Origin of the sequence: Cupriavidus sp. P-10 (assembly GCF_003402535.2) — a bacterium.
In the GTDB taxonomy this organism is placed as follows: Bacteria; Pseudomonadota; Gammaproteobacteria; order Burkholderiales; family Burkholderiaceae; genus Cupriavidus.
In genome coordinates this window covers 1,744,243-1,760,442 of record NZ_AP025171.1, presented here as the reverse complement: position 1 = coordinate 1,760,442, position 16,200 = coordinate 1,744,243, and the positions used below count along the sequence as shown (strand labels likewise).

The 16,200-nt window shown below is 67.7% G+C and carries 12 protein-coding genes and 1 pseudogene; 6 read left to right on the top strand and 7 right to left on the bottom strand.

What is annotated here, in order from left to right; genetic code table 11:
* Window position 1: 1 nt before the first annotated feature.
* The 4 genes from CTP10_RS24955 to CTP10_RS24940 all read right to left on the bottom strand — a co-directional run bounded on the left by CTP10_RS24955 (window position 2) and on the right by CTP10_RS24940 (window position 3,016).
* On the bottom strand, window positions 2-799 hold the full coding sequence (locus tag CTP10_RS24955) for a fimbria/pilus periplasmic chaperone (protein ID WP_116321396.1): 798 nt from the start codon (window positions 797-799) through the stop codon (window positions 2-4).
* A gap of 92 nt (window positions 800-891) precedes the next feature.
* Complete coding sequence (locus CTP10_RS24950) at window positions 892-1,440, bottom strand: fimbrial protein (RefSeq protein ID WP_116321395.1); 549 nt, start codon at window positions 1,438-1,440, stop codon at window positions 892-894.
* Between the two features lie 305 nt (window positions 1,441-1,745).
* Window positions 1,746-2,276: a thioredoxin family protein gene (locus tag CTP10_RS24945; RefSeq protein WP_116321394.1), complete on the bottom strand. Its 531-nt coding sequence runs from the start codon at window positions 2,274-2,276 to the stop codon at window positions 1,746-1,748.
* 47 nt (window positions 2,277-2,323) lie between these two features.
* A complete protein-coding gene (locus CTP10_RS24940; RefSeq protein ID WP_116321393.1) occupies window positions 2,324-3,016 on the bottom strand; it encodes a cytochrome c biogenesis CcdA family protein in 693 nt (230 codons plus the stop codon).
* Window positions 3,017-3,936: 920 nt separating this feature from the next.
* Between CTP10_RS24940 and pgaA the strand changes: the two genes are divergently transcribed.
* Genes pgaA through pgaD form a run of 4 tightly spaced genes read left to right on the top strand, consistent with a single transcriptional unit; the run spans window position 3,937 to window position 10,334 of the window.
* Window positions 3,937-6,453: a poly-beta-1,6 N-acetyl-D-glucosamine export porin PgaA gene (pgaA, locus tag CTP10_RS24935; protein WP_233528227.1), complete on the top strand. Its 2,517-nt coding sequence runs from the start codon at window positions 3,937-3,939 to the stop codon at window positions 6,451-6,453.
* 25 nt (window positions 6,454-6,478) lie between these two features.
* Window positions 6,479-8,509, top strand: coding sequence for a poly-beta-1,6-N-acetyl-D-glucosamine N-deacetylase PgaB (gene pgaB / locus CTP10_RS24930; protein WP_116321392.1), 2,031 nt, complete (start codon window positions 6,479-6,481; stop codon window positions 8,507-8,509).
* Window positions 8,506-9,843 (top strand): poly-beta-1,6-N-acetyl-D-glucosamine synthase, encoded by a 1,338-nt coding sequence (pgaC, locus tag CTP10_RS24925; RefSeq protein WP_116321391.1) that lies wholly within the window; start codon window positions 8,506-8,508, stop codon window positions 9,841-9,843. Before pgaB ends, pgaC begins: the two co-directional genes overlap by 4 nt.
* On the top strand, window positions 9,840-10,334 hold the full coding sequence (gene pgaD / locus CTP10_RS24920) for a poly-beta-1,6-N-acetyl-D-glucosamine biosynthesis protein PgaD (protein WP_116321390.1): 495 nt from the start codon (window positions 9,840-9,842) through the stop codon (window positions 10,332-10,334). The genes pgaC and pgaD overlap by 4 nt, the downstream gene beginning before the upstream one ends.
* Here the strand turns inward: pgaD and CTP10_RS24915 are convergent.
* Together CTP10_RS24915 and CTP10_RS24910 are read right to left on the bottom strand one after the other, a co-directional pair.
* Window positions 10,291-10,866: pseudogene (locus tag CTP10_RS24915) on the bottom strand (molybdopterin cofactor-binding domain-containing protein); the annotation flags it as partial. The gene pgaD and the pseudogene CTP10_RS24915 overlap by 44 nt on opposite strands.
* A complete protein-coding gene (locus CTP10_RS24910) occupies window positions 10,867-11,094 on the bottom strand; it encodes a hypothetical protein (RefSeq protein ID WP_116321389.1) in 228 nt (75 codons plus the stop codon).
* Window positions 11,095-12,000: 906 nt separating this feature from the next.
* Between CTP10_RS24910 and oxlT the strand changes: the two genes are divergently transcribed.
* Together oxlT and CTP10_RS24900 are read left to right on the top strand one after the other, a co-directional pair.
* The gene (gene oxlT, locus CTP10_RS24905; RefSeq protein WP_116321388.1) at window positions 12,001-13,323 is read left to right on the top strand and encodes an oxalate/formate MFS antiporter; all 1,323 of its coding nucleotides are present in this window, start codon (window positions 12,001-12,003) and stop codon (window positions 13,321-13,323) included.
* 206 nt (window positions 13,324-13,529) lie between these two features.
* Window positions 13,530-15,185, top strand: coding sequence for a hypothetical protein (locus CTP10_RS24900; RefSeq protein ID WP_116321387.1), 1,656 nt, complete (start codon window positions 13,530-13,532; stop codon window positions 15,183-15,185).
* Here CTP10_RS24900 and CTP10_RS24895 read toward each other — a convergent pair.
* Window positions 15,182-16,198: a hypothetical protein gene (locus CTP10_RS24895; protein ID WP_116321386.1), complete on the bottom strand. Its 1,017-nt coding sequence runs from the start codon at window positions 16,196-16,198 to the stop codon at window positions 15,182-15,184. The two genes, CTP10_RS24900 and CTP10_RS24895, sit on opposite strands and share 4 nt — an antisense overlap.
* Between the last annotated feature and the right edge of the window lie 2 nt (window positions 16,199-16,200).

The following is a 16,200-nucleotide window of genomic DNA, read 5'->3' as shown; positions in this document are numbered from 1 at the left end:
GCTAAGGCTGATGGGTGTCTTGCTTGGACGGCGCAGGCGGCTCGGCTGGCACGGACGTGTCCAGCATTGCTTCGCCGGTGATCTCGCCGCCGTAGTCGCTGATCGCGCGGTAGCGCACCTTGCTGTCCGCGCCTGACATGGCATCGCCGGCCAGTTGGAAGATGGCGGTCTTGCCAGGCGCGACCATGCTGCCGTCCTCGGACCTGGCGGTCTTGCCGCCGCCAAGCAGTTCCACACCGGAGAAGGAGACGTGGTACGCGGTCGGGTTATGCGCTTCCAGTGCGGCATGGGAACCGGCGCGCGTCATGCGCCAGCGGATCGCCGCCGGCGCATCGGCGGCGCTGTCCTTGAGGCCGGACGGCCGGAAGAACAGCTTGATGCGCGAGCGGAACGCCAGTTGCAGCTTGTTGCTGTCGGCGTCCTCGGCAGCGGGCCGCGGCGGCACTTCCAGCACGTTGAGCCAGAACACGGACTCCCGATCCTGCGGCAGGGGTTCGCCGGTATAGACGATGCGCAGCGTCTGGGCCTTGCCGGGATCGATGCGCGACACCGGCGGCGTCAGCATGAACGGCACGTCGATCGCCGATGGCGCCGCGCGCAGGTCGCCGCTGTCGATCCACGATTGCGTCAGCGCAGGTGTCTGCCCTTCGTTGGAAAGCTTGATGGTCACCTCGGCATCGGTGGCGTGGTAGATGACCCGGGTGCCCGCGATCACCACTGAAGCCTGCGCGGGCAGTGCGCCCATGAGCGAAACGGCGCAGGCGCAGCCGGCAACGAGAGTCTTGAAGGTCGATGTCATTGGATTGGCGGCATCGGTGCGTCATGACCGGCGGCTTGCCTGGCAAGCCGCGGAGCGGCCGGTAACACGCTCCGCGGTAGCGCCGTGACGGCTTATTCGTAGGCGATGGTGTACATCACGCTCGAATTGGCCGAGCCGGCGCCGGCGTTGCCGGTCGACACGTACTGGGCGTAGTACTGCAGCGTGGCGGCGCCGTTGTTCAGCGCCACGGCCTTGGAGTTCTGCTGGGCATCGGCGAAGCCTGCCTTGATCGGCGAAGCGTCGGCGTTCAGCAGGCCGATCTGCACGTTGGTGGCAACCGGTGCCGGGCCGCTGTCGAGGATCAGGTTGCCGGTGCTCAGGTCGGTGGTGGCGCCGGACTCGAAGAACGTATGCACGTTGCCCGACGTCGGCGTGCAGTTGGTCAGCGCAATGGAGAACGGCGTGCGGCCGGCCGTGGAGGCGCCCTGCAGTGTCGAGGCCGAAACCGTCGGCAGGTTCACGCTGAAGTTCTTGCTGCCGCTGCCGTTGCCGTTGATGGTGCAGGTCTGCGCGGTGACCATGCCGTTGAAGGTGATGGTGCCGTCGGCGGCATGGGCGTACTGCGCGCCCAGTGCGGTCCCGGCCAGGAGGAGAGCGGCGAAAAGCTTGGTTTGCGTCATGATGGCTTTGTCGAGGGTTGATGGACCGGCGGCAGCCGCGGCAACCTGTCGGTGCGCTGCAGAAGCGGGCTGCTCGCCCTGTCCCGCCGCGCCCCCGGCAGGCCGCTGTGGCCTTGCCAGGTCCGGGCGTGGCGGGGACAAGGGGCAGTGTATGGAGGCCCCCTTGGTGCCACCCTAGGAAATATCCGAAAGGACTCGGGGTGGGCCGGCAAGCTCGGCCGGAATGGGTGGCGTGCCAGGAGGGGTGCCGTCGCCATGGACGGCAAGAGAGAGGAAAGCAGGCGCGCGAACGCGCGCCGGAGGGGTCAGGGCCTGGCGGCAGCCAGGGCCTTCTGGATGGCCGCCTCGGTCTGGGCATAGTTGCCTTCGCCGAAGTGTTTGTAGACGACGTTGCCGCCGGCATCTACGAGGTACAGCGCGGGCCAGTACTGGTTGCGCCAGGCATTCCAGGTTGCATACATGTTGTCCTGCGCCACCGGGTAGCGGATGTCGAAGCGCTTGATCGCGGCCTGGACATTGGCGGTGGACTTCTCGAAGCCGAACTCGGGCGTATGCACGCCGACCACCACCAGGCCCTTGTCGCGGTATTTGTCGTACCACTGGCGCACATGGGGCAGGGTGCGGATGCAGTTGATGCAGTCGTAGGTCCAGAAATCGACCAGCACGACCTTGCCGCGCAGGCCGGCAAGGGTCAGCGGTTCGGAGTTGAGCCATTTCTCGATGCCGGTGAATTCGGGGGCCTTGCCGAAGTCCGCCGGCGCGGCGGAAGCGGGGGCTCCGTGGGTGGCGGCGAGGATGGCGGTGGTGGCAAGCAGGGTGCGCAGGATGCGGTGCATGGTGCAGTCTCCGTGTCGGACAGTCGGGAAGGATTCAGCCAGGGGATTCAGGTGAAGGAAACCAGCGACGTCAGCCACGCGACGGCGAGGGTGTCGTACTGGAAATACATGGCGATGGCCGTGGCCACCACCAGCGCGCCGAAGCCTTGCTGCAGCCGCTGGGTGTGGCGCGCCAGCCGGCGCACATGGGTGGTGGCGAACTGGCCGCCGTAGGCGATCAGCAGCATCGGGATGGCCGCGCCGGCGGCATACACCCCCAGCAGCGCGGTGGCGCGCCGCAGGTCCTGGGCCTTGGCCACCAGCGCCAGGATCGACGCCAGCACCGGCCCGGCGCACGGGGTCCAGACCACGCCCAGCGACATGCCCAGCACGAAGCCGCCGGCCATGCCGCTGCCGCCCACGCTGCCGAACCTGTCCGCCAGGCGCTCGGCCATGCCGCCGAACGGCCCGGCCAGCCGCGCGAACCCGGCGGGCCACAGCCGCGCCAGTCCGGTCACCAGCAGGATCAGGATGGCGGCGTTGCGCACCACGCCATGGGCATCGCTAAAGGCGCTGGACAGCGCGCCGAAGGCAATGCCGAATGCCGAGAACGCGGCCACGAAGCCCAGCGCGATGGCCAGCGGGCGCAAGCGGTCGGATTGGCCGAGGGAGGCGCCGAGCAGCATCGGCAGCACCGGCAGCACGCACGGCGATGCGATCGTCAGCACGCCGGCAAGGAAGGCGAGCAGCGCGTCGATCATTGGCGGCTCCGGCGGGAGTGCGGCGCGGCACACCGCGCAACACAGGCAGGCAGGGCAGGGCAGGCGGGCATCGTCGGGCTCCGGTTGGGTCGATGACCGCATTGGAGCGCCCACGCGTATCCCGCTTGTTTCCCCGCAGCGCCGGAATGCAACATTTCATGTCCGGGACCGCGCCAGATACAGTGCGATACAAAGTGGCGGGCTGGCCGAAGTGGCTGGCGTCGTCCCCGGCCAGGAGATGGACGCCGCTGCCTACTCGGTCACGCGGGCCAGGTGGTTGGCCGCCGCCCCACGGCCGGCATTTAATCGTTCATAAATCCGCCATTTGGTTGAGTTATGGAATTAGGGACATTTGCCGGCTCGCGAAATAGAAAAGATATTCGGGAGCATGGGTTATGTCGGCCATTACCTAAGTTCGCGGAAAACCCGCCTCAAAACCCCCGCCTCACCCTGCGGCCCGCGCGGCGCCAAGCCAGGCCGGACAAGGCAAGCCGGTAAAAAGTGTGTAATGTTTCCCCCGAACGGGTATTGCCCTGTATCGCGGATTGCGAACAGAATTCGCACCTGGAATTCGAAGCAAGTTGTAAATTCGTTTGCGAATGTTAACGATTTGCAGCGCTAAACAGCGCTTACAATTCCCCCCGATTTGCGACAACGCACCCCGCCCCAGGCGGCGGTAGCGTCTGCACGACGCCATGCCCATCGCGGGCTGGCCATCCGGCGTGGTTCCTCGGTGCCCGCCGGATCCCGTAGGGCTGTCCTGCCGCCTCTCTCTCCTGCGGCCAGGCCCGATCGGGTTCCGTGTCTCCGTGCCGCATGTCATCTGCCGATAACGGACCCCAGGCGCGCGCACGCTTCCAGCAGGCGGGCCGGCGCTCGGGCATAACAAGAGACAGGCTGCGAATCCCATGGATTCACTGATGACGCAACCTTCGCGTGCCGGCACCGGTGCGGCCCGGCGCAAGACCTTGCGCCGGCGCATGCCGGCCGGGCTCGCGGCGGGCCTGGCGGCAGCGCTTTGCTGCATGCCGGCACCCGCGCAGGCTGACGCCGCATACGATGCCCTGATCCAGCGCGCCCGCGCCGGTGACTACGCCAGTGCGCTGACCATGTTGCGCGAGCGCGTAGCCAGCGCTCCCTCGGACCGGCGCGCGGCGTTTGACCGGATCATCATCGCCGGCTGGGCCGGGCGCCCCGGCGAGGTGCTGGCCGCTTACGGAGCACTGGAGCAGGCGGGCGTCGCGCGGTCCGCGCCGCCGCAGGTGCTGGCCGCGGTGGCGGGCGCGCTGCGCGACCAGAAGCGCTGGGACGAGGCGCTGGCGCGCTACCGCGAAGGCCGCCGGCGTTTCCCCGACGAGGCGGTGTTTGCGCTGGGCGAGGTCGGGGTGCTGTCCGACAGCGGCCAGGCCGCGGAAGCCGTCGCAGCGGGCCAGGCACTGGTGCGCAGCCAGCCGGATGACGTCGACAGCCGCCTGGTGCTGGCCTACGCGCAGGCCAGCGCCGGAGAACCGTACGAGGCCCTGTTCGAGGCCGACCAGGCCTACACCCGTGCACCCAAACGCGCCGACGCCGTGCGCGCATACGTGGCCGCGCTGCAGCGTGCCGGGCTGGCCGATGCCGCGCTGCGCGTTGCCGGCGAGCATCCGGCGCTGTTCGATAGCGCGGCCCGGCAGACGCTGGAACTGGATGCCGCCGCCGAACTGGTGCGGCTGGCTGACATGCCCACGCGGATGGAAGCCGAGCGCTTTGCCATCGCCGACCGCGCGCTGGCGCGCTACGATGCGCTGCTGCCCGTGCTGCAAGGTCAGGGCGCGAAGGCAGGACAAGGCGAGACCCTGTACCGGCGCGCCCGCATCGACCGTCTCGGCGCGCTGCACGCGCGCTTCCGCATGCAGGACGTGGTCGACAGCTACGAGGCGCTGCGCGCCGAGGACGTTGCGGTGCCCGTCTACGCGCTGGGCGACGTGGCCTCGGCCTACCTCTACCTGCGCCACCCCGAACAGGCCACCGAGTTGTTCCGCCAGGTGCGCGAAGCCTATCCGCTCGGTCTCGACCCCGAAACGCGCCTGAAGGCCCAGACCGGCCTGTACTACGCAAACGCCGAAGCCGAAGCCTTCGAGCCCGCGGGCGAGGTGGTGAGCGAGGCCCGCACCGAGCAGCCGCAATGGCTCTGGGTGCGCGGCCAGCCGACGCGGCAGCCGAACGACCTGTGGCTGTCCGCCGAGCAGACCGCCACGCGCGCGCGCCTGCAGGCCGATGACACCATGCAGGCCCAGCAGCGCACGGAAGACCTGGTGCGCAACGCGCCCGGCCATTCCGGCCTGCGCGCGGGCCTGGCCAATGTCTACCTGGCGCGCGGCTGGCCGCGTGCCGCCGAACAGGAACTGAAGGCCGCCGAAGCGCTGGCGCCGCGCGCGCTCGCGGTGGAAGTGCAGCAGGGCCATGCCGCGCTCGACCTGCAGGAATGGCGCCAGGCGGAAATGCTGCGCGACGATACCCTGGCTCGCTTCCCGGAGGACCTGACCGCCCGCCGCCTGGCGCGCGAATGGGCCGTGCACAACAAGGCCGAACTGCGCATCGAAGGCTATCGCGGCCTGGCCAACGACAGCCCGGTGGTGGGCGACGGCAACTTCGGCATCGAGTCGGTGCTGTACACGCCGCCGATCCACTATGACTGGCGCGCCTTCGGCGGCGTGGGCTATGCCACCGGCCGCTTCGACGAAGGGCGTGTCGACTACCGCTGGGCCCGCGCCGGCGTGCAGCGGCGCGTGCGCGACCTGACCGTCGAGGCCGAGCTGTCCACGCACTGGTATGGCTATGGCGTGCGGCAGGGCGGCCGGGTGGCGGTGGACTATGACCTGGATGACCGCTGGCGCATCGGCGCCTCGGCCGCGCTGCGCTCGACCGCGACGCCGCTGCAGGCGTTGCTCAATGGCGTCTATGCCAACACCGTGCAGGTCTACGGCCGCTGGCGCGCCAGCGAGGCCAGCGAGTGGATGCTGACGGTGGCGCCGTCGCACTTCAGTGACGGCAATGACCGGCTCGAAGGCGGCATCGCCGGCGTGCAGCGGATCTACACCGCGCCGCACCTGAAGGCCGACCTGCTGGTGGACCTGTGGAGCTCGCGCAACAGCCGCACCGACGTGTCGTACTACAGCCCGCGCGCCGACCTGACGGTGCTGCCGTCGGCCCGGCTCACGCACACGCTGTACCGCCGCTACGAGACCGCCTGGGAGCAGCAGTTCCTGGCGGGCGCCGGCACGTACAGCCAGCAAGGCTTCGGCACCGGCGCGATTCTGCTGCTCGGCTACGGCCAGCGCTTTCGCACCAACGACGTGTTCGACGTGGGCGCCACCGTCACCGCTACCAGCCGGCCCTATGACGGCCAGCGCGAGCGCGAGCTGCGCATCGTGTTCGACCTGACCTATCGATTCTGATCCCGACTCTGACCCGGACCCCGCCATGACACGATTTCCGCTGCACGCCTGGCGCCGCCTGCTCTGGCTGCTGCTGGCCGCATGCCTGCTGGCCGGCTGCGCCAAGGACATCCCGGTGTTCACGCCGCCGGCGCAGCGCCCGCTCGCCGCCGCCGAACAGCCCTGGCCAGACAACCACCTGGTGGTGCTGGCCTACCACGACGTCGAGGACAAGGACCCTGACCAGGCCTACCTGAGCGTGCGGACCGACCACCTGATCGGCCAGCTGGCCTGGCTGCGCGAGAACGGCTACCAGGCGGTCTCGGTCGACCAGGTGCTGGCCGCGCGCCGCGGCGGCAAGCCGTTGCCGGCGCGCGCGGTGCTGCTGACCTTCGATGACGGCTACCGCAGCTTCCATGCGCGCGTGCTGCCGATTCTGAAGGCCTACCGCTGGCCCGCGGTGCTGGCGCCGGTGGGCGCGTGGCTCGACACGCCGGCGGGCCAGCCGGTCGATTTCGGCGGCACGCCGACCGCGCGCGACCGGCTGCTGACCTGGCAGCAACTGCGCGAGATTTCCGCCTCCGGGCTGGTCGAGATCGGCGCGCACACGGACGCCCTGCACTACGGCATCAACGCCAACCCGCAAGGCAACACCGAGCCGGCCGCGGCGGTGCGCGGCTTCGACGCGGGCACCGGCCGCTATGAGACCGACGCCGCCTACGAGGCGCGCGTGCGCACCGACGTGCAGCGCATCACGAAGAAGATCCAGGCCGTCACCGGCAAGCCGGTGCGCGTGTGGATCTGGCCGTACGGCGCCGAAGGCGGCACCGCGCTGCGCATCATCGGCGAGAACGGCTACCAGATGGCGCTGACGCTGGAAGACGGCCTGGCCAAGGTCGACAAGCTGATGTCCGGCGCGCGCATGCTGCTCGCCGACAACCCCGGCCTGCGCGCCTTCGCGCAGTCGGTGGCCACGATGGAAGAGCCGAGCGCCATGCGCGTCGCGCACGTCGACCTGGACTACGTCTATGACCCGGACCCGGCCCAGCTCAACCGCAACCTCGACCAGCTGGTGCAGCGCATCTACGACCTGAAGATCAATACGGTCTTCCTGCAGGCCTTCTCCGACGACGATGGCGACGGCCTGGTCAAGTCGGTGTACTTCCCGAACCGCTGGCTGCCGATGCGCGCCGACCTGTTCAACCGCGTGGCATGGCAGCTCGACAACCGCACCAACGTCAAGGTCTACGCCTGGATGCCGGTGCTGAGCTTCGACATGGACCCGTCGCTGCCGCGCGTGACGCGCTGGGACCCGGCCACCCACCACGCAGAGGTCGACGCGAAGCAGTACCGCCGCCTGTCGCCGTTCGACCCGGTGGCGCGCCAGCGCATCACCGAAGTCTATGAAGACCTGGCCCGCCACGCCTTCTTCGAGGGCCTCCTGTTCCACGACGATGCCATCCTCAGCGACTTCGAGGACGCCAGCGCGCCGGCACTGGCCGCGTACCGCAAGGCCGGGCTGCCGGACAACATTGCCGCGCTGCGCGCCGACCCGGAGATCATGCAGCGCTGGACGCGCGTGAAGAGCCGGGCGCTGGTCGATTTCACGCAGGAGCTGACGCAGCGCGTGCGCGCGATCCGCGGCCCCGCGATCAAGACCGCGCGCAACATCTTTGCCATGCCCATCCTGCAGCCGGAAAGCGAAGCCTGGTTCGCGCAGAACCTCGACGACTTCCTGGCGGCATATGACTGGACCGCACCGATGGCGATGCCGTACATGGAGCAGGTGCCGCGCGGCCGGGAGAACCAGTGGCTCGACCGCATCGTCGATGCGGTGGCGCAGCGTCCCGGCGCGCTCCGGCGCACGGTGTTCGAGTTGCAGGCGCGCGACTGGCGCAAGCCCGAAGGTGGGGCCGCAAGCCCGGTCGACAGCAAGGTGCTGGCCGGCTGGATGCAGCGCCTGCAGCAGCGCGGCGCGCGCAGCTTCGGCTACTACCCCGACGACTTCCTGAACAACCAGCCCCGGCTCGACGTGATCCGCCCGGCGCTGTCTAACGCCTGGTACCCCGCACCATGATCGAAAGACTGTTTGCCCTGGCCATCCTGTGCGTCGCGCTGGCGCTGCCGTTCGCGCTGGCCGCGCTTGCCACCGGCGACCTGCTGCTGGCCTTCGTGTTCTTCTATCCGCTGTTCATGTCCGGCTTGTGGATGGCCGGGGGCGTGTACTTCTGGCTGCATTGGGAGCGCAAATGGCAGTGGGGCGCGCAGCGCGAGGCGCCCCAGGTGCCCGGCGCGCCGTTCATCTCGATCCTGGTGCCCTGCTACAACGAAGAGCAGAGCGGCGAAGAGACGCTGCTGGCCGCGCTGGGACAACGCTATCCCAACTTCGAGGTGATCGCCATCAACGACGGCTCGCGCGACGGCACCGGCGCCGTGCTGGAAGCGCTGGCGCAGCGCCATGAACGGCTGCGCGTGGTGCACCTGGCGCAGAACCAGGGCAAGGCGATGGCCCTGCGCATGGGCGCGCTGGCCGCGCGCGGCGAGTACCTGGTCTGCATCGACGGCGACGCGGCGCTGGACCCGGACGCCGCGGCCTACCTGGTCGCGCCGATGGTGGCCAACCCGCGCGTCGGCGCGGTCACCGGCAACCCGCGCATCCGCACGCGCTCCACGCTGGTGGGGCGCATCCAGGTTGGCGAGTTCTCGTCGATCATCGGGCTGATCAAGCGCACCCAGCGCGTCTATGGCCAGGTCTTCACCGTGTCCGGCGTGGTCGCCGCGTTCCGCCGCCGCGCGCTGGACCGCGTCGGCTACTGGAGCCTGGACATGATCACCGAGGACATCGACATCAGCTGGAAGCTGCAGCGCGACCACTGGTCGATCTTCTACGAACCGCGCGCGCTGTGCTGGATCCTGATGCCCGAGACCGTGCGCGGCCTGTTCAAGCAGCGGCTGCGCTGGGCCCAGGGCGGCGCCGAGGTCTTCATGAAGAACGTGCGCTCGATCTGGATCTGGCGCCACCGCCGGCTGTGGCCGCTGATGGCGGAGTACTGCCTGTCGGCGGGCTGGGCCTTTGCCTTTGCCATGTCGATCGTGCTGTGGGCGCTGGGGCACTTCGTCGAGCTGCCGCAGCATATCCGCATCCAGAAGCTGATGCCGCCGGGCTTTACCGGCATGGTGCTGGCGGCGGTCTGCATATTGCAGTTCATGATCAGCGTGGCGATCGACCGGCGCTACGAGCCGCGCCTGGGGCGCACGCTGTACTGGATCATCTGGTACCCGTTGGCGTACTGGCTGGTCGGCATGTTCACCACGCTGCTGGCCTTCCCCAAGGTCATGCTCAAGACCCGGCGCAAGCGCGCGCGCTGGGACAGTCCCGATCGCGGCATCCAATCGATGAAATCGTCATGAATCCCGACAACATGATCATCCGCACCCGGCGCGCACCGCTGCGCTGGGCGTTCGACGCGGTGCTGACCGCGCTGGCGTGGATCGGCTTCTTCTACCTCTTTGCCAGCGGCATCCGCGACATCCTGCTGGAAGCGTCGACCGGCCTCGACGTGCCGTTCTGGTCCGCGATGATGCCCACCATGGGCACGCTGTCGGTGTACGTGCTGGTGGGCGTGTTCAACGGCGTGGTGCTGCTGGCGTGGGCGCTGTACAACCAGATCCGCTTCTCCGGCATGGACCGTCGCAAGCCACTGCCGCCGCTGGGCGACGACGAGCTGGTGGCCAGCTTCGGCCTGCCGGGCCAGCGCGTAGAGGCGCTGCAGCGGGCCAAGGTGACGGTCATCGACCACGACCACGACGGCGGCATCGCCGGCGTGCGGCTGGGTTACGAATGGATGGTCGCGCCGGTCAAGCCTGCAGTGGCAGCTTCGGCAGAAGCTTGTCCAGCGTGATCGGGTAGTCGCGCACGCGCACGCCGCAGGCGTTGTAGACCGCGTTGGCGACGGCCGCCGCCACGCCGGCGATGCCCAGTTCGCCCACGCCCTTGGCTTTCATCGGCGAAGAGAGCGGGTCGGTCTCGTCGAGGAAGATGACCTCCTGGTGCGGGATATCGCCATGCACCGGCACCTCGTAGCCGGCCAGGTCGTGGTTGATGAAGCAGCCCAGCCGCTTGTCGATGGCCAGCTCCTCCATCAGCGCCGCGCCCACGCCCATGGTCATGGCACCGATCACCTGGCTGCGTGCCGACTTGGGATTGAGGATGCGGCCCGCGGCGCAGACCGCCAGCATGCGCCGCACGCGGATCTCGCCGGTGGCGGCATCGACCGCCGCCTCGACGAAATGGCCGCCGAAGGTGGATTGCTGGTAGCGCTTGTCGAGGTCGCCGAACTCCAGCACATCCTCGGCCGCCAGGCTGCCTTCGGGGGCGCTCACGGCAATGCTCGCCAGCGGCACGCTGCGCCCGCCGGCGCGGACCTGGCTGTTCTAGAACACCGCCTGGCGCGGATCCAGGCCGGCGTGCTGCGCGATGGCGTGAAGGGCTTCATGCCTTGCTCCCCGCAACCTCGGTGATCGCGTTGCGGTCTGTGCAACCTGCGAGCCGCTGGCCGCAGTGTCCTGCGCAGCGGCGGGCAGGGCGATGCCGGTGGCCGAGGCAGCGCCAGCCTTGAGCAGGTCTCGCTGCGTGATCTTGATATCGCTGAGGTCTTCCATGCCTGGGGCTCCTTGCGTCGTGCGCTTTCCGGAGAAAAGGCGAAACGCCGCCTGGGCGCGGCGTTGGGTTCGCGGGGTGGCGGAATGCCGGGCGGCGTGCCGACGCGCCTTTTCGGACGGGGCGTGCCAGGCTTGCATATGCGGGACACGCCTCGTGCGCAATGAAACGCAGAATTGGGCGAATGGGATCAGAGGCTGCTGGCCGCAGCTGGTGTAGCCCCGCACTGTGCTGTCGCGTACACAGACAACGGGTATTCCATTAGTCGCACCCCTATTTATTTGCCGCAGATAATCGCTTATAAATGCATGACATGTTGCGGCTGATGTCCCGCACCATGACTCCGCCCGCCGGGACGCCTGCGGGCTTTTTTTTATTCTTATTATTCAGGATCGATATTAATCAGGAATCTTATTTTGCCGCCTTCTGATTCGGGCTGGTGAAAACCCTGATTTTCCCAGAAACATTACAAAATCGCAATGTTTCTGCGTTGGTCTGCATTTGACCTGCTTTTGAGGTGATCGTCAAGACTCGCCGCAATGCCGCGTCGGTATTGGATTTCCGGGAATATACGCGGCTTATTCATGTGCCCCACGCACTGATGCGGAAATAACCTGAATTACGTTTTCCAGCCACTTCCCTCATTAATCGCTGGGCTAGTGAAAACCCTGCCGCTGGTTCGCCTTGACTTACTTGATATATCACATACTGTGTATCCCATCGCTACTCGGATTTGGAAACAGGTGAGTGCGGGAGACGTCGATCAGGCGTCGCGATAAAAGGCAGTAAATGCCAACGACACAGGAGACAGAAAATGCCAGGAGCCACCTGCAAGTTGACGCGCATGGCGTCCCCACCTTCATCCATTCCCACGGATTTCCCGAAACGCACGGTTCAAGGAGCGCGCTATGAGTAACGCAACGGCAGGGGCGTTGAGCCCCAATCACGGGACTTCCGAGTCCACGCGCTGGATCCAGCTGGTCGTCGGCGTGGTCTGTATGATCGCGACCGCGAACATCCAGTACGCCTGGACCCTGTTTGTGCCCGAAATCCAGGAAACCTACGGCTGGTCGCGTGCCAGCATCCAGATTGCCTTTACCGTGTTCGTGCTGGTGCAGACCTGGCTGGCGCCGATCGAGGGCTACTTCATCGACAAGTTCGGGCCGCGCATGATGGTGGCCTTCGGCGCGATCCTCATCGGCACGGCGTGGTGCATCAACTCGCAGGCGACCACGCTGATGGGCTTCTATGTCGGCGCGGCGGTCGGCGGCATGGGCGTGGGTTCGATCTACGCGACCTGCATCAACAACGCGCTCAAGTGGTTCCCGGACCGCCGCGGCCTCGCGGTCGGCCTGACCGCCGGCGGCTATGGCGCGGGCTCAGCGGCAACCATCCTGCCGATCGCGGCGATGATCGAGTCGCAGGGCTTCCAGCACACCTTCCTGTTCTTTGGCCTGCTGCAAGGATCGCTGGCCTTTGTCGCGGCGTGGTTCCTGCGCTCGCCCAAGACCGGCGAGGTGCGGGGGTCGAAGAAGCTGGCCCAGGCCACGCGCGACTACACCCTCAAGGAAGCCCTGTGCACCAAGCTGTTCTGGCTGATGCTGGTCATGTTCGTGCTGGTGGTCACCGGCGGCATGATGGCCGTGGCACAGCTGGGCGTCATTGCCAAGGATCTGGGCGTGAAGGAATTCCAGGTCGACCTGCACTTCTTCGTGATGGCTGCGTTGCCGCTCGCCCTGATGCTCGACCGCATCATGAACGGCATCTCGCGTCCGCTGTTCGGCTGGATCTCGGACAACATCGGCCGTGAAAAGACCATGGTGATCGCCTTCACGCTGGAAGGGCTGGGCATCATCGCGCTGGGCTACTTCGGCAGCAACCCGTATGCCTTCCTGATCCTGTCGGGCGTGGTGTTCCTGGCCTGGGGCGAGGTCTACTCGCTGTTCTCGGCACTGGCCGGCGACGCCTTCGGCACCAAGCACATCGGCAAGATCTACGGCGTGCTGTACACCGCCAAGGGCATCGGCGCGCTGTTCGTCCCGATCGGCAACCTGCTGATGGAAGCCACCGGCACGTGGTCGACGGTGCTCTACACGGTGGCGGTGATGGACCTGACGGCTGCGTTCCTTGCCATCATGGTGCTGCGGCCGGTGCTGGCCTCGCACGTTGCGACCGCGAGGCAGAAGTTTGCGAAAGAATCCGCTGCAGCTGGCGCACAAGTGGCGGCTTAGTCCACGCGCGGCGCTGCAGATAGACCGATCCACTGGTAGCTGACTGGGCGGGCTTCTTCGGAAGCCCGCCGTTTTTTTTTGCGCCGTGGCGGCTTCGCATGCTGACCGCCTGCAAACTTCGTCCTGGACGGTGATGACGAGATTTGAATATTTCGACAGATGTCCCCGGCAGATTAAAATGCGAAGCTTCGTCCACTGGGACAACAATGCCTCTTGCACGCGCAATCACCATAGGGCTGCTGCTGTCCACGCTGACGGGCTGCGACTTCCTGCGTGGCTATGCCGACGGAGAATCCACGGTCATGCGCGGGTTTGCCGCCGGTGGCACGCCGGAGCAGATCGGCGCGGCCCGCTTTGTGTTCGACGACTTTGGCGGCCTGAGCACCGATACGCTCGAGACCAATGCGCTGCCGTGGAAGCTGGCGACGACCGCGCTGGTGCTGGCCAACGCCCCGGATGCGGCACCTGCGCCGGAGACACTGCGGCGCGCACTGCGCGAGTTCGGGTTTATCTATCCCGACGGCATCCTGAACTGGCCGCTTGCGCAGCAGCCAGGGTTCGACAAGCCGCTTGGCATCGTCAGCGGCAACGTTGGCCGCGACCTGCCCAGGATCCGGCTGGAAGTCTCGAACCTGGGGTGCGCCGCGTGCCATGCGGGGGTGACCTACGGCAAGGACGGTCAACCGACCGGCAAGGTGTGGCTGGGTTTGCCGAATACCTCGCTCAATCTCGACGGCTTCGTCAACGCGGTCTACCAGGCGGTCAAGCGGGTCAAGTCCGACCCCGACAAGCTGCTGGCCGCCATTCCGCGGCTGTATCCCGATACCTCGGCGGATGAACTGGCGACCATCCGCAGGTTCGTATGGCCGCGGCTGGTCAAGCGGATCGACGAACTCGCGGCCAGGGGCGATGCGCCGTTGCCGTTCAGCAATGGCGCGGCCGGCAGCACCAATGGCGTGGCGGCGCTGAAGTTCCAGTTCCATCTGCTCTCTGGCGGAGCGGACGCGAGCGGCTCGACGTCGATCCCGGAACTGGGCGACCGGCAACTGCGTTCTTCGCTGCTCTATGACGGGGTCTATACCAGCAAGGGCGCGGCGCGCTTTGCGCCGGTTGCCTCGGATGACCCCAATGACCCCGGGCGACTCGCGCATATCGTGGCGTTCTTTACCGTGCCGACCATGGGCATGCCGCCGGATCGCGCCAGCCGCGCCATCCCGCAGGTGGAAGACGTGATGCGGTTCATGGCGTGCTACAAGCCGCCGCCGTTTCCCGGACCAGTCGACCGGGTCCGCGCGGCACGCGGCGCCGGCATCTACGCGGCGCAGTGCGCGCAGTGCCATGGCCGCTACAGCCAGGACATGGACGTAGACACGGCACGGCCCCGGCTGGTCAGCTATCCCAACCGGCTGGTGGCGCAGGCGGAGCTTGGCACCGATGCCACGCGCTGGCAGGCGATCGATGCGAGCCTGCTGCAGGCCATCGGGCGCTCGGCGCTGGGCAGGCATATCGATGCGGCCAACACCGGCGGCTATGTAGCACCCGTACTGTCGGGCCTTTGGGCGACGGCGCCTTATCTGCACAATGGCTCGGTTCCCACGCTGTGGCATCTGATGCATCCGGAGGCGCGGCCGCGCCGGTTCTGGGTGGGCGGCCATGCGCTGGACTACGCCAGCGTGGGGATCGCCGGGCGGTCCGGCGCGCAAGGAACGTGGGTTTATCCGCCGCACTACCAGCCATGGTCGAGCCCGGTGCTCTATGACACCACGACCGCGGGGCGGGACAACCGGGGCCACGAGCGGGAGTTCACCGCCCTGTCGGAAAGCGACAAGGACGCGCTGCTGGAATTCCTGAAGCTGCTCTAGCGCGGGCCGTCCGCCTGCAACAGCTCCGACGCTGGCAGCCTGGCACTGCGGGGGATCGCTACGCCAGCGACTGGGCCGAAACGCATCACGTTGACCAGCCGGTGCCCCGCTGGAAGCGCCTGGCACTCCGTCAGCAATGCGGCGTGGCGGGGCGAATCGGCCAGCGCCGACATCGGCACGCCGGCGATGCCCCGGCTGGCCATGTCCAGCCAGAAGCGGTACCAGCGGCGCCCGACCTCGAAGTCCGTCACGTCGCGCGCGGCGTGGATCAGCACGATCCGGGCGGCACTGTTGACCTTGGCGCCGTCCCCGGCCAGTACCCCGGTCAGCGACAGCGCTGCCAGCACGCGCACTACCGTGGGCCGCAGTGCGACCGATGCTGCCATCGCTTCCCAGCGCGACAGCGCCATGCACTCGGCCGACAGTCCGTCGCGGGCCCAGCCAGCGGCGCGCGGGGACAGGCGCAGCCAGTAGAAAAGCTCGCGCGCAAAGGCCGGATCGTGGAAGGCGGCCGCCGCGGCGTCGTCATGCCATTTGGCGAACTGCGCTGTGCTGGCCAGTTCCGCCACCATGGCAACCCCGGCATGCGCGGCGATGCATTGGTCCATGGCCGCGAACTGCGCGGCGTCGGCACGGGCGAACGTGCCGCGCCAGGCGCGGCGGTGGTCCGGGGCGGCGGCCAGGGAATCCGCGCTGGCACCGGGCCGGAGCTGGCCGGAGGCCGCGACCCGCAAGCCGGCGGCTGGGGGCGGGTAAGGCAACGCCTCAGTCTCCGGCGGGGAAAGCGAAATGCCGATCGTCGATAAAGCCAGCGCCATGCCTTCCCACGCCATGCCCAGCGCGATCTGGTTGTCCCGGCCGGTCGGGTCGCCCACGGACAGCCAGCGCGCCGGGTCTTCCAGCAGCAGGATGCGGTCGCCGGCAAAGTGCCAGCGGGCCGGCTGGATATTGTGGGCACTCGGGGCGCGCGCGGCCTGCGCGACCATGGCCAGTTGCTGGTCAGGTGTCAGCATCG

What these genes read in the sequence shown, in the direction of transcription:
- CTP10_RS24945 (WP_116321394.1), bottom strand. Translation starts at nt 2,276, where the DNA reads ATGCACCGCATCCTGCGCACCCTGCTTGCCACCACCGCCATCCTCGCC.
- CTP10_RS24955 (WP_116321396.1), bottom strand. Translation starts at nt 799, where the DNA reads ATGACATCGACCTTCAAGACTCTCGTTGCCGGCTGCGCCTGCGCCGTT.
- pgaB (WP_116321392.1), top strand. Translation starts at nt 6,479, where the DNA reads ATGACACGATTTCCGCTGCACGCCTGGCGCCGCCTGCTCTGGCTGCTG.
- oxlT (WP_116321388.1), top strand. Translation starts at nt 12,001, where the DNA reads ATGAGTAACGCAACGGCAGGGGCGTTGAGCCCCAATCACGGGACTTCC.
- pgaD (WP_116321390.1), top strand. Translation starts at nt 9,840, where the DNA reads ATGAATCCCGACAACATGATCATCCGCACCCGGCGCGCACCGCTGCGC.
- pgaC (WP_116321391.1), top strand. Translation starts at nt 8,506, where the DNA reads ATGATCGAAAGACTGTTTGCCCTGGCCATCCTGTGCGTCGCGCTGGCG.
- CTP10_RS24910 (WP_116321389.1), bottom strand. Translation starts at nt 11,094, where the DNA reads ATGGAAGACCTCAGCGATATCAAGATCACGCAGCGAGACCTGCTCAAG.
- CTP10_RS24900 (WP_116321387.1), top strand. Translation starts at nt 13,530, where the DNA reads ATGCCTCTTGCACGCGCAATCACCATAGGGCTGCTGCTGTCCACGCTG.
- CTP10_RS24950 (WP_116321395.1), bottom strand. Translation starts at nt 1,440, where the DNA reads ATGACGCAAACCAAGCTTTTCGCCGCTCTCCTCCTGGCCGGGACCGCA.
- pgaA (WP_233528227.1), top strand. Translation starts at nt 3,937, where the DNA reads ATGACGCAACCTTCGCGTGCCGGCACCGGTGCGGCCCGGCGCAAGACC.
- CTP10_RS24895 (WP_116321386.1), bottom strand. Translation starts at nt 16,198, where the DNA reads ATGCTGACACCTGACCAGCAACTGGCCATGGTCGCGCAGGCCGCGCGC.
- CTP10_RS24940 (WP_116321393.1), bottom strand. Translation starts at nt 3,016, where the DNA reads ATGATCGACGCGCTGCTCGCCTTCCTTGCCGGCGTGCTGACGATCGCA.